This window comes from Citrobacter sp. RHBSTW-01044, from assembly GCF_013781945.1.
In the GTDB taxonomy this organism is placed as follows: domain Bacteria; phylum Pseudomonadota; class Gammaproteobacteria; order Enterobacterales; family Enterobacteriaceae; genus Citrobacter; species Citrobacter braakii.
In genome coordinates this window covers 950,636-964,808 of sequence record NZ_CP056180.1, presented here as the reverse complement: position 1 = coordinate 964,808, position 14,173 = coordinate 950,636, and the positions used below count along the sequence as shown (strand labels likewise).

The window sequence follows — 14,173 nt, the reverse complement described above, 5'->3', positions numbered from 1 at the left end:
CTAATTGTCCCATAACGGAACTCCATGACCAACTACAGCCTGCGCGCACGCATGATGATTCTGATCCTGGCCCCGACCGTCCTGATTGGTTTGCTGCTCAGTATCTTTTTTGTTGTGCATCGCTATAACGACTTGCAGCGTCAACTGGAAGATGCTGGCGCCAGCATCATTGAGCCACTCGCGGTCTCCAGCGAATATGGCATGAATCTGCAAAACAGAGAATCCATCGGCCAACTTATCAGCGTGCTGCATCGTCGCCATTCCGATATCGTGCGGGCAATTTCTGTCTATGACGAGAATAACCGGCTGTTTGTCACATCCAATTTTCATCTCGATCCGTCTGAAATGCAGCTGGCAACCGGTTCACCATTTCCCCGTAAGCTGAGCGTCACCCGGCTCGGGGATATCATGATCCTGCGAACGCCAATTATATCGGAAAGCTATTCGCCGGATGAATCTGCCGTCAGCGACGCCAAAAATACGGAAAATATGCTGGGGTATGTGGCGCTTGAGCTGGACCTCAAGTCAGTAAGATTGCAGCAGTATAAAGAGATCTTTATCTCCAGCGTAATGATGTTGTTTTGTATCGGTATTGCGTTAATTTTTGGCTGGCGTCTGATGCGCGACGTGACTGGCCCGATTCGCAATATGGTAAATACCGTTGACCGAATACGTAGAGGACAGCTCGACAGCCGCGTCGAAGGTTTCATGTTGGGCGAGCTGGATATGCTCAAAAATGGCATCAACTCGATGGCGATGTCACTTGCGGCCTACCATGAAGAGATGCAGCACAACATCGACCAGGCCACCTCTGACCTGCGCGAAACGTTGGAGCAGATGGAAATCCAGAACGTCGAACTGGATCTGGCGAAGAAACGCGCCCAGGAAGCGGCGCGTATTAAGTCTGAGTTTCTGGCTAACATGTCGCATGAGCTGCGTACGCCGCTGAATGGCGTGATTGGCTTCACCCGCCTGACGCTTAAAACCGAGCTCAACACGACGCAGCGCGATCACCTGAATACGATTGAACGCTCGGCCAACAATCTGTTGGCCATCATCAATGATGTGCTCGACTTCTCCAAACTTGAGGCGGGCAAACTGATTCTGGAAAGCATCCCATTCCCGCTACGTAGCACGCTGGATGACGTCGTCACGCTGTTAGCGCACTCATCCCATGATAAAGGGCTTGAGCTGACGCTAAATATTAAGAATGACGTGCCGGACAACGTCATCGGGGACCCGCTGCGCTTACAGCAGGTAATCACTAATCTGGTTGGCAATGCCATCAAATTTACCGAAGGCGGCAATATCGACATTCTGGTCGAGAAACGCGCCCTCAGTAACACGAAAGTGCAAATTGAAGTGCAAATCCGCGATACCGGAATTGGCATCCCTGAGCGCGATCAGTCACGCCTGTTCCAGGCCTTCCGCCAGGCCGATGCCAGTATTTCCCGCCGCCACGGCGGGACCGGACTGGGCCTGGTCATTACGCAAAAGCTGGTCAATGAAATGGGCGGGGATATCTCCTTCCACAGCCAGCCGAACCGGGGCTCCACGTTCTGGTTCCATATCAGCCTCGATCTCAACCCTAACGTTCTCGTGGATCGCTCAACCACGCACTGTCTGGCTGGTAAGCGACTGGCCTACGTTGAACCTAACGCCACAGCCGCGCAATGCACGTTAGATATCTTGAGTGAAACGCCGCTAGAGGTGATTTACAGCCCTTCATTCTCCGGGCTGCCGAAGGATCATTACGATATTCTGCTGCTTGGCATACCGGTCACTTTACGCGAACCGCTCACTATGCAGCATGAGCGGCTGGCAAGCGCAGCGGCGATGACCGACTTTTTGTTACTGGCTCTGCCTTGCCATGCGCAGATCAACGCTGAGAAATTAAAGCAGGGCGGCGCGGCGGCGTGCCTGTTGAAACCTCTTACCTCAACCCGCTTACTGCCAGCGTTGACAGAGTATTGTCAACTGAACCACAGCGCGGCTCCGCTGCTGTTAAACGAGAGCAAAATTGCGATGACCGTCATGGCGGTGGACGACAACCCGGCGAACCTCAAGCTGATTGGCGCACTGCTGGAAGATAAAGTGCAGCACGTCGTGCTCTGCGACAGCGGACATCAGGCTGTGGATCGCGCCAAACAGATGCAGTTTGATCTCATCCTGATGGATATTCAGATGCCAGACATGGACGGTATTCGCGCCTGCGAACTGATCCACCAGCTTCCTCATCAACAACAGACGCCGGTCATTGCGGTCACCGCGCATGCCATGGCCGGGCAAAAAGAGAAGCTGCTCAGCGCCGGGATGAACGATTACCTGGCGAAGCCTATCGAAGAAGATAAGCTGCATAATCTGCTGTTACGCTACAAACCCGGCGCGAGCACATCGCTGAGGACGCTCGCTGTTGAACCGGTCGTCAATCCGAATACCACACTCGACTGGCAACTGGCGTTAAGGCAAGCCGCCGGTAAAAACGATCTGGCGCGGGATATGCTGCAAATGCTGCTCGATTTTCTGCCCGAAGTGCGTAATAAAATTGAAGAACAGCTGGTCGGTGAAAACCCTGAAGGACTGGTGGATATGATCCATAAACTGCATGGCAGTTGCGGTTATAGCGGCGTTCCCCGCATGAAAAACCTGTGTCAGCTGATTGAGCAGCAATTACGTAGCGGGAGCAAAGAAGAAGAGCTGGAGCCTGAGTTTTTAGAGCTTCTGGATGAAATGGATAACGTTGCGCGCGAAGCGAAGAAGTTGTTAGGGTAAAGATCTGATTGCCGGATGACGACGCTCACGCGTCTTATCCGGCCTTCATGCCACATCATTCAACGTAATTGCTGACCCGCTTTCAGGGTCGCGGCCACGTTTCGCGCCGTCATTCGCACGTTCTCACTCGCGTTCTTCAGCGCCTCTTCCAGTGTGCAAACGGTATAAATAACGCTAAAAACCGCATCCAGCCCATGTTCATGTACAACACCGACATCAGCCGTCAGGCTGCCGGCAATGCCGATAACCGGTTTGTTGTAACGCTTTGCCACCTTCGCCACGCCAACCGGAACCTTACCGTGAATGGTCTGGCTGTCGATACGTCCTTCGCCCGTGACCACTAAATCCGCATCCGCAACGCAGTCGTCGAGGTGTAACGCATCCGTCACGACCTCAATACCGCAGCGTAACTGCGCACCGCAAAACGCATACAGTGCCGCCCCCATACCACCAGCCGCGCCACCACCCGCCAGTTCCAGCACGTTGACGTCCAGATCGCGGGCAATGAGTTGCGCATAATGCGTGAGCGCCCGATCAAGACGAAGAATCATCTCCGGCGTCGCCCCCTTTTGCGGACCGAAGACCGCAGAGGCCCCCTCTTCACCGGTCAACGGATTAGTCACATCGCAGGCCACTTCAATACGGCACGCGGCAAGACGCGGGTCTAGCTGAGAAATATCAATCCGGGCGAGTGATTCAAGGCCTGTCCCGCCATGAGCAATATCGTTATTTTGCGCATCCAGTAATTTTGCTCCCAGCGCTTGCACCATCCCGGCACCGCCATCATTGGTGGCGCTGCCGCCAATCCCGATAATGATATGTTCAACGCCCGCGTCCAGCGCATGACGGATTAGCTCCCCGGTTCCCCAGGAGGTCGTTTTCAGCGGATCGCGTAAACCTGCGGGAACCTGCTCCAGTCCGCTGGCGGCCGCCATTTCGATAAACGCCGAACGCTCATCCCCGGATAAACCATAAAATGCCTGAATCGTTTTACCCAGAGGGCCGGTAACATCAACATGCACAAGGTGGCCTTGCGTTGCGGCAACCATCGCTTCGACCGTTCCCTCACCGCCATCCGCGACCGGGATCTTCACGTAATTCGCCTCAGGCCAGATCTCACGAAATCCCAGTTCAATAGCCGTTGCCACTTCAAGCGCACTCAAACTTTCCTTATAGGAATCCGGTGCGATTACTATTTTCATAAAGCATCCTTACGCATGTTGACTGTGTTAAGCATACACCAGGAGAAAAACCGCCCCTCAATGGGAGCGGTCCCAGCTCGCTTAGCGTACCATGCACGGACGCTTATTATCAAACGTCCAGTTCGGGATCAGATACTGCATTCCCATGGCATCATCGCGCGCTCCCAGTCCATGTTGCTGATACAGCTCATGAGCTTTCATAACCTGATCCATATCCAGCTCCACACCCAGACCCGGCTTCGCCGGTACCTGCACCATGCCGCCTTTGATTTCAAACGGCTCTTTGGTCAGGCGTTGATTGCCTTCCTGCCAGATCCAGTGGGTATCGATAGCGGTAATTTTGCCCGGCGCCGCCGCCGCAACATGAGTAAACATCGCCAGCGAAATATCAAAGTGGTTGTTAGAGTGCGAGCCCCAGGTCAGCCCAAACTCATGACACATCTGCGCAACGCGGACAGAACCCTGCATAGTCCAGAAGTGCGGATCCGCCAGCGGGATATCCACGGACTGCAACGACAGCGTATGTCCCATCTGACGCCAGTCGGTGGCGATCATATTAGTGGCGGTCGGCAGACCGGTAGCACGACGGAATTCCGCCATGACTTCACGGCCTGAGAACCCCTGCTCGGCACCGCACGGATCTTCCGCATAAGCCAGTGATCCTTTCAGGTATTTACCAATTTTAATCGCTTCATTCAGCGACCACGCACCATTGGGATCGAGCGTGACGCGTGCCTGTGGAAAGCGTTTCGCCAGCGCCACAATAGATTCCGCTTCTTCTTCCCCGGCCAACACCCCGCCTTTCAGTTTGAAATCGTTGAAACCATATTTCTCATATGCGGCTTCCGCCAGGCGCACCACTGCATCCGGGGTCATCGCCTCTTCATGACGCAGGCGATACCAGTCGCACTTCTCATCCGGCTGGCTCTGATACGGCAGCGGCGTCGCGTTACGGTTACCGACGAAGAACAGGTAACCCAGCATTTCAACTTCGCTACGCTGCTGACCGTCGCCCAGCAGAGATGCGACGTTAACGCCCAGATGCTGACCCAGCAGATCCAACATGGCCGCTTCGATCCCGGTAACCACATGAATAGTGGTACGTAAATCGAAGGTCTGCAAACCACGCCCACCGGCATCACGATCGGCAAAGGTATTGCGGACCGCATTCAGTACGTTTTTGTATTCACCTAACGTTTTGCCCACCACCAGCGGAATGGCATCTTCCAGGGTCTGACGAATTTTTTCGCCGCCGGGAATCTCACCCACGCCGGTATGACCGGAGTTATCTTTGATAATCACAATATTACGCGTGAAGAACGGGGCATGTGCGCCGCTCAGATTCATCAGCATGCTGTCATGGCCCGCAACCGGGATCACCTGCATCGCGGTTACGACTGGGGTAGTAAATTGTGCGCTCATAATTAAGTCCTTATTCAAAATTAGTGGCGGCCGAAAACGGGACGTTTACGGTCAAAAGTCCATCCAGGGATCAGATACTGCATCGGGCCTGCGTCATTACGCGCGCCGCCGGGCAGCGCCTTATAGGCTTCATGCGCTTTCTGTACCTGATCCCAGTCCAGTTCCACGCCCAGGCCGGGCGCGTCGGGTACCGCAATTTTTCCGTGTTTAATCTCCAGCGGATTTTTGGTCAGGCGGCAATCGCCCTCCTGCCAGATCCAGTGGGTGTCGATCGCCGTTGGGTTGCCCGGCGCAGCGGCACCGACGTGGGTGAACATCGCCAGGGAAATATCAAAATGATTGTTAGAGTGGCAGCCCCAGGTCAGTCCCCAGTCATCGCATAGCTGTGCCACGCGCACCGCGCCGGAAAGGGTCCAGAAGTGCGGATCGGCCAGTGGAATATCTACCGAGTTGAGCATCACCGCATGGCCCATCTCACGCCAGTTGGTGGCTATCATATTCGTTGCTACCGGCAGACAGGTTGCACGGCGGAACTCGGCCATCACTTCGCGGCCAGAAAAACCCTGTTCTGCGCCGCACGGATCTTCGGCGTAAGTCAGAACATCGTTCAGCCCTTTACACAAGGAAATAGCTTCATCCAGCAGCCAGGCACCGTTAGGGTCAACCGTAATACGCGCATCCGGGAAGCATTGTTTCAACGCGCGAGCGGTGTCGATTTCCTGCTCGCCAGGCAGCACACCGCCTTTGAGTTTGAAATCTTTAAAGCCGTAGCGATCCTGCGAAGCCTGAGCCAGACGCACCACCGCCTCACTGTTCATCGCCTGCTGGTGACGCAGGTGATACCACTCATGGTTACCCGGCGTGCTGTCCAGATACGGCAGATCGGTTTTGCTGCGATCTCCCACGTAGAACAGATAGCCGAGCACGGTGACTGCATCGCGCTGCTTGCCTGGCCCTAACAGTTCGCAGACCGGCACGTTCAGCGCCTTGCCCAGCAGGTCGAGCAGTGCGGCTTCCAGCGCAGCCACCGCATTAACCCGCAGTTCAAAGGTCCAGGCACCTTTGCCAAAGGTGTCAAAATCAGCGGCCTGGTTGCCTTTATGCACCTGCTGAACCACCTTATTCAGGCGCGCGACTTCCTGGCCCAACACTTGTGGAATCGCGTCCACCAGCGTCTGATAAATCACTTCGCCGCCCGGCGCTTCACCGACGCCGGTATTTCCGGCGTTATCGGTAAGCACGACGATATTGCGGGTAAAGTATGCGTTATGCGCCCCGCCAATATTGAGCAGCATGCTGTCATGACCGGCCACCGGGATGACCTTCATATCAGTAATAATGGGACTCGATTGTGTTGTCATCATCGTTGCCCTGCGACAGGTTTCAGTTCGATACGTTTAATATCACCCACCAGCACCAGATAGCTCACTACAGCAATCAGCGCATGCACCCCGACGTAAATCAACGCACCGTTAAACGAGCCAGTGGTACCTACGATGTAGCCGATAGCAATTGGCGTAACGATACCGGAGATGTTGCCAAACATATTGAACAGACCGCCGCTCAAACCGCTGATCTCTTTTGGCGCAGTATCGGCCATCACCGCCCATCCCAACGCACCGATACCTTTGCCGAAGAAGGCCAGCGCCATAAAGCCGATGATCATCCACTCTACGTTGACGTAGTTACAGAACACCATCACCATCGACAACAGCATACCCAGTACGATTGGCGTTTTACGGGCGATATTCAGCGAACCGGTACGGCGCATCAGCCAGTCGGAAATAATGCCGCCGAGCACGCCGCCTGCGAATCCGCAAATGGCCGGGACCGACGCAACAAAACCGGCTTTCAAAATCGACATACCGCGTGCCTGTACCAGATAAACCGGGAACCAGGTGATAAAGAAGTAGGTCAGCGCGTTAATGCAGTATTGCCCGATGTAAATACCGATCATCATCCGTGAGCCCAGCAGTTGCTTGATCTGCCCCCACTTCACGCTGAACGGCACTTTGGCTTTGGCTGCCGCCTGATCCATATTGATCAGCGCTCCGCCTTCGGCAATGTAGTCCAGCTCTTTTTGGTTTACGCCCGGATGCTGGTTCGGTTCATGAATCACCTTCAGCCAGATAAAGCTGATAACAATCCCGAGACCGCCCATAAAGAAGAACACATGCGACCAGCCCACTTCGTGGGTCAACCAGCCCATGATTGGCGCGAAGATCACGGTGGCAAAGTACTGCGCCGAGTTAAAAATAGCGACCGCCGTGCCCCTTTCCTGCGCCGGGAACCACGCCGCCACAATACGACTGTTGCCAGGGAAGGATGGCGCTTCGGCTAACCCCACGAGGAAGCGCAGGGTAAACAGCGCAACGATAATGCCGAAGCCGCTGAAGATATCGACGAAGCCCTGCAGCAGGGTAAACATGGACCAGATAAAAATGGACCAGAAGTAAACACGTTTTGAACCGAAGCGGTCGAGCAGCCAGCCGCCGGGGATCTGACCGATAACATAGGCCCATGAAAAAGCGGAGAATACATACCCCATCCCTACCGCATCCAGACCAATATCTTTGGCCATCTCCGAGCCGGCAATGGATAAGGTGGCGCGATCGCCGTAGTTGAAGGATGTGACGATAAACAGCATCACCACTATCCAGTAGCGAGCGTTAGTGCGTTTTTCCGCGCTGCTCGCCGCCTGACTTAATGAACTCATTGTTGCACTCCTGAATCTTGGCTTTCGCCAGTTCATTCTGTACAGCACCTGTAGGGTGATCAGAATGAGAGGTTAGTGTGTGGCAGTTTTGGTACAGCTCAGGGCCGTTTTATTCTGACTCGCTGCCTTTTCGGGAACTGACGGGAAAAGTATATGAAGGAGTGCCTCTTACCCTCACCGTGCAAAAACACAACATTGCGGGAGGTGAATGAGGTTGTTTATGGCATAAGCCTAAGGGAATGGAAGATGCTTCACGAAATTGGCGTTTGGTGGGCGTTTTGTTGCCGGGTAGCAACGCCTTACCCGGCCTACGATCCAAAAGAGAGTAACAGGCCCGTGCAAACAAAGCGCTGCCGGGCGCAAGGTTATTTAAGCAAGGTTCCCCAGTTTTCTACCCAGGGATTGGATTCGCTTTCCGGTTCAGGATGCTCGCTGGCGTCTATCAGCAGCATTTCCCCAACACGGTGGGCGCTTTGTTCCTGCAACAGTGCATCGAACTGCTTGCCGCCATTGCAGAAATTAACATAGCTACTGTCACCCAGCGCAATTACTCCGTAATGCAGATTTGGCTGGAAACCGAGATTATCTTTGATCCCCTGAAACAGCGGCACGATGCTATCCGGCAGATCGCCCTGCCCGGTCGTTGAGGTCACCACCAGCACATATTTTTCCTGATATGCCTGCCAGTCGCAGAGCTCGGGATCTTCGAACACCGTGGCTTTATGACCCTGCGCCGTCAAAATAGCTTCGGCCTCTTCGGCAACCAGCAACGCGTTTCCGTACATCGTGCCGACAAAAATTCCAATTTCCGCCATAACCGTAATCTCCTGGGACTTAAGAATCTATCTGCTCATCCTGACCTGACAGCCCGCTGAACTCAACCCTTTCATTGTCAGGGAGAAGTCCACGCCAGCCAAACTGTGATAGCGCCTGCATCCAGACATCATCCAGCCCGGCGCGAATAACCAGCGGTTCGCCGGTGAAAGGATGAGTCAGCGCAAGCTGGCTTGCATGAAGCATCAAACGCTGACAGCCAAAGTGCTCAGCGGCGCTGCGGTTTTGCCGCAAATCACCGTGCTTACTGTCGCCGATAATTGGATGGCGTAAGTGCGCCAGATGGCGCCTGAGCTGGTGTTTTCGACCGGTTTTAGGATCCAGTTCCACCAATCCGTAACGGGTCGTCGGATAACGTCCGGTCGCTACCGGCATCTCAACCGTCGCCAAACCGCGATAATGGGTGACGGCAGGCTGCGGGCCTTTATCATCACGGGCAAACTTATCAGCGATCTTATCCAGTTCTTCGACCAGCGGGTAATCCAGCACGGCATCATCCATCAGCCAGCCACGCACAATCGCATGATAGCGTTTCTGAATTTGATGATGTTCAAATTGCTGGGACAGCAACCGCCCGGCTTCGCTGGACAGTCCCATCAGCAGTACCCCGGAAGTCGGTCTGTCGAGTCGGTGGGCGGTAAAAACGTGCTGACCAATCTGGTCGCGTACCGTTTGCATCACCACCACTTTCTCATCCCGGTCGAGCCAACTGCGGTGAACCAACCAGCCCGAAGGTTTGTTAACTGCGACCAGCCATTCGTCCTGATACAGAATCTCCAGCATCAGGCGTTATCACTTGTAAACAGAGCATCCAATTCCTGCAATGCCGTCAGCAGAATTTCGCGTTGCGGGTGATCGGCTGCCAACGCCATTTCGTAATACGGTGCGACGGCAAAAGCCTGCGGAAGCGGCTGAGCGTTATCAATCAGCGTATGCATGCGGGGAATCAATACCCATTGCAGCCACTCAACCGGCTCCATGGTATCCATACAAAAAGGCTGCGTGCTGGTAAACAGATGCTCTGCAGGCTCATCCAACCGCCAGTGATTATGTTCACGCAGTAGCGCTTCAAGCGCGTGTAACTGCTGGCGCACACGGTCATGAGTCGTCATGAAATTAACCTCAATGATGAAAAATCTGGCGCGAAGAATAGCACTAGTGAAGGGAAATAAAAAAAGGGAGCACTGTAAAAACAGTGCTCCCGGTTCGTTTCGCAGCGTTCCAGCTACTTTTAGTGCTCCCTGCTCATCCGTGACAACTTTTCCTGTGGTCTTGCGACCTTGTTCATCCTGAACTTGTGCATCCTGCTCACATCACCCCGATGTGAAAACTTCATCCTGAAGTGTCCTGGCCATCCTGACCCGCCGAACATCCTGACCGGCTCTCATTCTCCATCCTGGAGGTGTCCCTTAACGCATCCAGCGCTTTCCGCTTTGCTTCATCCTGAAGCCTGTCCTTGTAACACCGTCCTGGTGTGTCCTGCCGAAGAGCCATCATCCTGATGTTCTCTTCGTTGTGCGACTCCTTGTCGACAGATATAGAATCGCCTGTTTCGCCTTGTCTTACAAGATGCTTACAGACACTCCCTTAAGATTATTTTCGTATGAAAGTTGACAATAAAACATTAACTTTATGAATAATAAGGAATAATTATTTTATCCGTTCATTAAGTCTTTACTTATTACCTGGCAATGTCCTACAGGGTTTGTAAGAGATCTCTCACAAGGTTCAGGGCAATCTGGATTACAGAACTGGCTTAAGCTGAGTGAGAAATTCCGCAAGTGAGTCCGCCAGCACCGTTCGTTTACGGGTTCCCAGCGTTTCTTTGCACACTTCACCGGAGAGATTGCACACCGAAATGACGTCAAGCTCATTGTCCTGGGTGGCAATAAAAAGCGTAGGCGACAGCTTGAGGCGCTTTTGCGTAACCAGGTGACCAATCAGGTTTTCCTGAACGCGCCTGAAGTCGTCTTCGCTCCAGGTTTGCAGCAGCGTTAGTTTTTCATCCGCAAACAGCGCGTGCATGTCCCCGGCAAACTGGGTGGTGTAAAAAGCGTGAACGGCTGGTTGTATCACGATATCAAAGGCGCGTTCAACCGCATTGAGGTTTTTTTCGCCGACAAAAGGCTGAGGTTGCCAGAATACCGCATCGTCTGTGGAAGAAATGATGCACGGAGAAGGTACGCCATACAGCTCTTCGCTGAGGGGCCAGCTGTTGTTTTTTTCGTACCATGCGTCGCAATAACGTGTCGTAAAGGCTGTCAACGCCTGCGCTGTCAATTCGTCCACTGATTTCTCTCTTCACAAAAGCCAGGATACACTTGTCACATAGTGTATCTGGTTTATGACGGTGAAACATGTCCTCTTATGAAAATCATCAGGCGCTTGACGGCCTGACTCTTGGTAAATCAACAGATTACCGTGACAATTACGATGCCAGCCTGCTGCAGGGCGTTCCACGCAGCCTGAACCGCGACCCGCTGGATTTACAGGCCGATAATCTGCCTTTTCACGGTGCCGATATCTGGACGCTATATGAACTGTCATGGCTGAATGCCAACGGTTTACCGCAGGTAGCGGTCGGTCATGTAGAACTGGATTACACCAGCGTAAATCTGATTGAATCGAAAAGCTTTAAGCTTTACCTGAACAGTTTTAACCAGACGCGTTTTGATTCCTGGGATGCGGTACGCCAGACGCTGGAAAACGATCTGCGCGCTTGTGCTCAGGGTGATGTCAGCGTAGCGCTGTACCGTCTTGACGAACTGGAAGGACAACCGATAGCCCACTTTAACGGCACCTGTATCGACAATCAGGATATCGTCATCGATAACTACCAGTTCAGCACAGAGTATCTGGAAAATGCCGTTGGCGGTGAAAAAGCGGTGGAAGAGACGCTGGTCAGCCATCTGCTGAAGTCTAACTGCTTGATCACCCACCAGCCGGACTGGGGCTCCATACAGATTCAGTATCGCGGACGGAAAATCGATCGCGAGAAGCTGCTGCGTTATCTGGTCTCCTTCCGTCACCATAATGAGTTTCACGAGCAGTGCGTGGAACGCATTTTCAATGACATTCTGCGCTTCTGCCAACCGGAGAAACTGAGCGTTTACGCGCGCTACACGCGACGTGGCGGCCTGGACATTAACCCATGGCGCACCAACACCGATTTCACCCCAGCAACGGGGCGCCTGGTACGTCAGTAATCTTTTTTCTCAATTTTGCGTGCCGGATTCCGCGCGCAAGGTTGTGAAAGGTCATAAGCCAGGGCTATTGTAATCAACAGGGAATGACGTGTTGCGTCCCATAAGGAGTTTACTTGATTACACATATTAGCCCGCTTGGCTCAATGGACATGTTGTCGCAACTGGAAGTCGATATGCTTAAACGCACGGCCAGCAGCGACCTGTATCAACTGTTTCGTAACTGTTCGCTTGCCGTTCTGAACTCCGGCAGTTTGACCGACAACAGCAAAGAGCTGCTGTCACGCTTTGAAAGTTTCGACATTAACGTGCTGCGCCGCGAACGGGGCGTGAAGCTGGAACTGATCAACCCACCTGAAGATGCGTTTGTTGATGGACGCATTATTCGCGCACTGCAGGCCAACCTGTTTGCCGTGCTGCGCGACATTCTGTTCGTTAATGGCCAGATCCATAACGCCGGTCGCTTTCAGCATCTGGATCTTGAAAGCTCGGTGCATATTACCAACCTGGTATTCTCGATCCTGCGCAATGCCCGGGCGCTACACGTGGGTGAAGCGCCGAACATGGTCGTCTGCTGGGGGGGTCACTCAATCAACGAAAACGAGTACCTGTACGCCCGTCGCGTTGGTACCCAGTTGGGCCTGCGCGAACTGAACATCTGTACCGGCTGTGGTCCGGGGGCGATGGAAGCGCCAATGAAAGGCGCTGCGGTCGGTCACGCCCAGCAACGATACAAAGACAGCCGCTTTATCGGTATGACCGAACCGTCAATCATTGCCGCTGAGCCGCCTAACCCGCTGGTTAACGAACTGATAATCATGCCAGACATTGAAAAACGTCTGGAAGCGTTCGTACGTATCGCCCACGGTATAATCATCTTCCCAGGCGGCGTAGGGACAGCAGAAGAGCTGCTGTATCTGCTGGGGATCCTGATGAACCCGGCCAACAAAGATCAGGTTTTACCGCTGATCCTGACTGGACCAAAAGAGAGCGCCGATTACTTCCGCGTGCTGGACGAATTTATCGTGCACACGCTGGGGGAAGATGCGCGTCGCCACTATCGCATTATCATAGACGATGCAGCAGAAGTGGCTCGTCTGATGAAAAAAGCGATGCCGCTGGTGAAAGAGAACCGCCGTGACACCGGTGATGCCTACAGCTTTAACTGGTCGATTCGTATTGCACCTGATTTGCAGATGCCGTTCGAGCCGTCCCATGAAAACATGGCTAACCTGAAGCTGTACCCGGATCAACCCGTGGAAGTACTGGCGGCAGACCTGCGCCGTGCGTTCTCGGGGATTGTAGCCGGTAACGTGAAGGAAGTCGGGATCCGCGCCATCGAAGAGTTTGGCCCGTACAAAATCCACGGTGACCGCGAAATGATGCGCCGCATGGACGATCTCCTGCAGGGCTTTGTTGCACAGCATCGTATGAAGTTACCTGGCTCCGCGTATATCCCTTGCTACGAGATTTGCGCCTAACCTCCAACAGCCGCCAGCAGACGCTATCGCGGTGACAGTTTTGTCCATATCAAAGCCGGGTTTGGCGCATCAGCCTCCCGGCTTTTTTTAGTGATACCAGTCACATAGCTCAGACAATCATATAAATACCGATGATGTTTCATTAAAAATAGCGCGCTACGCAAACGATTACCTTTAAAACCCAACCGTGATTTATCTTAGGAAATTATTATTAGTCGCCAAAATCCTCTAAAAACAACAGTTTTTACAGCGTAACGCTCGTATCTTCGCGCCTTCGCTTTCATGATATATGTCGTTAATGTTAGCCTTCGCGCCCGTAAATTCGCTTTGACTATTTTTTAACAGATTAATGGTCCAAATTTATCCACATAAAAGGTGGATTATTGCATTTGGGATCGCGATCACTGATACATTCATTACTAAAATGTATCTTTCCGCCCGCAAATTATTACGGCGAAAAATTATATAAAAAATCGCTCAACGAATTTCGATTTACAGTCGGGTATTTTCTCATTGGATTGACCCCAAACCCGACTTTTTAAG

Annotated in this window: 11 protein-coding genes; 3 read left to right on the top strand and 8 right to left on the bottom strand. The window is 53.2% G+C overall.

Translation table 11 applies throughout. The features are described from left to right. Nucleotides 1-24: 24 nt before the first annotated feature. On the top strand, nucleotides 25-2,772 hold the full coding sequence (gene barA / locus HV352_RS04635; RefSeq protein WP_181635230.1) for a two-component sensor histidine kinase BarA: 2,748 nt from the start codon (nucleotides 25-27) through the stop codon (nucleotides 2,770-2,772). Between the two features lie 59 nt (nucleotides 2,773-2,831). Here the strand turns inward: barA and HV352_RS04630 are convergent, their stop codons facing one another. From HV352_RS04630 to syd, 8 genes are all read right to left on the bottom strand, one after another. Continuing rightward, nucleotides 2,832-3,974 (bottom strand): glycerate kinase, encoded by a 1,143-nt coding sequence (locus HV352_RS04630; protein WP_094168804.1) that lies wholly within the window; start codon nucleotides 3,972-3,974, stop codon nucleotides 2,832-2,834. Nucleotides 3,975-4,055: 81 nt separating this feature from the next. Further along, nucleotides 4,056-5,396: a glucarate dehydratase gene (gudD, locus tag HV352_RS04625; RefSeq protein WP_016154239.1), complete on the bottom strand. Its 1,341-nt coding sequence runs from the start codon at nucleotides 5,394-5,396 to the stop codon at nucleotides 4,056-4,058. A gap of 20 nt (nucleotides 5,397-5,416) precedes the next feature. Further along, on the bottom strand, nucleotides 5,417-6,757 hold the full coding sequence (locus HV352_RS04620) for an enolase C-terminal domain-like protein (protein ID WP_181635469.1): 1,341 nt from the start codon (nucleotides 6,755-6,757) through the stop codon (nucleotides 5,417-5,419). Then, complete coding sequence (gene gudP, locus HV352_RS04615) at nucleotides 6,757-8,112, bottom strand: galactarate/glucarate/glycerate transporter GudP (protein WP_049040362.1); 1,356 nt, start codon at nucleotides 8,110-8,112, stop codon at nucleotides 6,757-6,759. The genes HV352_RS04620 and gudP overlap by 1 nt, the downstream gene beginning before the upstream one ends. A gap of 365 nt (nucleotides 8,113-8,477) precedes the next feature. Then, nucleotides 8,478-8,927: a flavodoxin gene (locus HV352_RS04610; protein WP_109017665.1), complete on the bottom strand. Its 450-nt coding sequence runs from the start codon at nucleotides 8,925-8,927 to the stop codon at nucleotides 8,478-8,480. Between the two features lie 19 nt (nucleotides 8,928-8,946). Then, nucleotides 8,947-9,729, bottom strand: a complete 783-nt coding sequence (truC, locus tag HV352_RS04605; protein WP_016157356.1) for a tRNA pseudouridine(65) synthase TruC — start codon at nucleotides 9,727-9,729, stop codon at nucleotides 8,947-8,949. After that, nucleotides 9,729-10,058, bottom strand: a complete 330-nt coding sequence (locus HV352_RS04600; protein ID WP_016154244.1) for a YqcC family protein — start codon at nucleotides 10,056-10,058, stop codon at nucleotides 9,729-9,731. Before HV352_RS04600 ends, truC begins: the two co-directional genes overlap by 1 nt. A 631-nt stretch (nucleotides 10,059-10,689) precedes the next feature. Next, nucleotides 10,690-11,235, bottom strand: coding sequence for a SecY-interacting protein (gene syd / locus HV352_RS04595; protein WP_181635229.1), 546 nt, complete (start codon nucleotides 11,233-11,235; stop codon nucleotides 10,690-10,692). A 68-nt stretch (nucleotides 11,236-11,303) separates the two neighbouring features. On the opposite strand from syd, the gene queF reads away from it, so the two are divergent. After that, nucleotides 11,304-12,152: an NADPH-dependent 7-cyano-7-deazaguanine reductase QueF gene (queF, locus tag HV352_RS04590; protein ID WP_016154246.1), complete on the top strand. Its 849-nt coding sequence runs from the start codon at nucleotides 11,304-11,306 to the stop codon at nucleotides 12,150-12,152. A 113-nt stretch (nucleotides 12,153-12,265) separates the two neighbouring features. Further along, a complete protein-coding gene (gene ppnN, locus HV352_RS04585) occupies nucleotides 12,266-13,630 on the top strand; it encodes a nucleotide 5'-monophosphate nucleosidase PpnN (RefSeq protein ID WP_003840366.1) in 1,365 nt (454 codons plus the stop codon). Nucleotides 13,631-14,173 lie beyond the last annotated feature (543 nt).

Bases quoted from the DNA above. Each gene is read 5' to 3' on its own strand.
- HV352_RS04600 (WP_016154244.1), bottom strand. From the start codon at position 10,058: ATGACGACTCATGACCGTGTGCGCCAGCAGTTACACGCGCTTGAAGCG.
- barA (WP_181635230.1), top strand. From the start codon at position 25: ATGACCAACTACAGCCTGCGCGCACGCATGATGATTCTGATCCTGGCC.
- HV352_RS04610 (WP_109017665.1), bottom strand. From the start codon at position 8,927: ATGGCGGAAATTGGAATTTTTGTCGGCACGATGTACGGAAACGCGTTG.
- queF (WP_016154246.1), top strand. From the start codon at position 11,304: ATGTCCTCTTATGAAAATCATCAGGCGCTTGACGGCCTGACTCTTGGT.
- HV352_RS04620 (WP_181635469.1), bottom strand. From the start codon at position 6,757: ATGACAACACAATCGAGTCCCATTATTACTGATATGAAGGTCATCCCG.
- truC (WP_016157356.1), bottom strand. From the start codon at position 9,729: ATGCTGGAGATTCTGTATCAGGACGAATGGCTGGTCGCAGTTAACAAA.
- gudD (WP_016154239.1), bottom strand. From the start codon at position 5,396: ATGAGCGCACAATTTACTACCCCAGTCGTAACCGCGATGCAGGTGATC.
- HV352_RS04630 (WP_094168804.1), bottom strand. From the start codon at position 3,974: ATGAAAATAGTAATCGCACCGGATTCCTATAAGGAAAGTTTGAGTGCG.
- gudP (WP_049040362.1), bottom strand. From the start codon at position 8,112: ATGAGTTCATTAAGTCAGGCGGCGAGCAGCGCGGAAAAACGCACTAAC.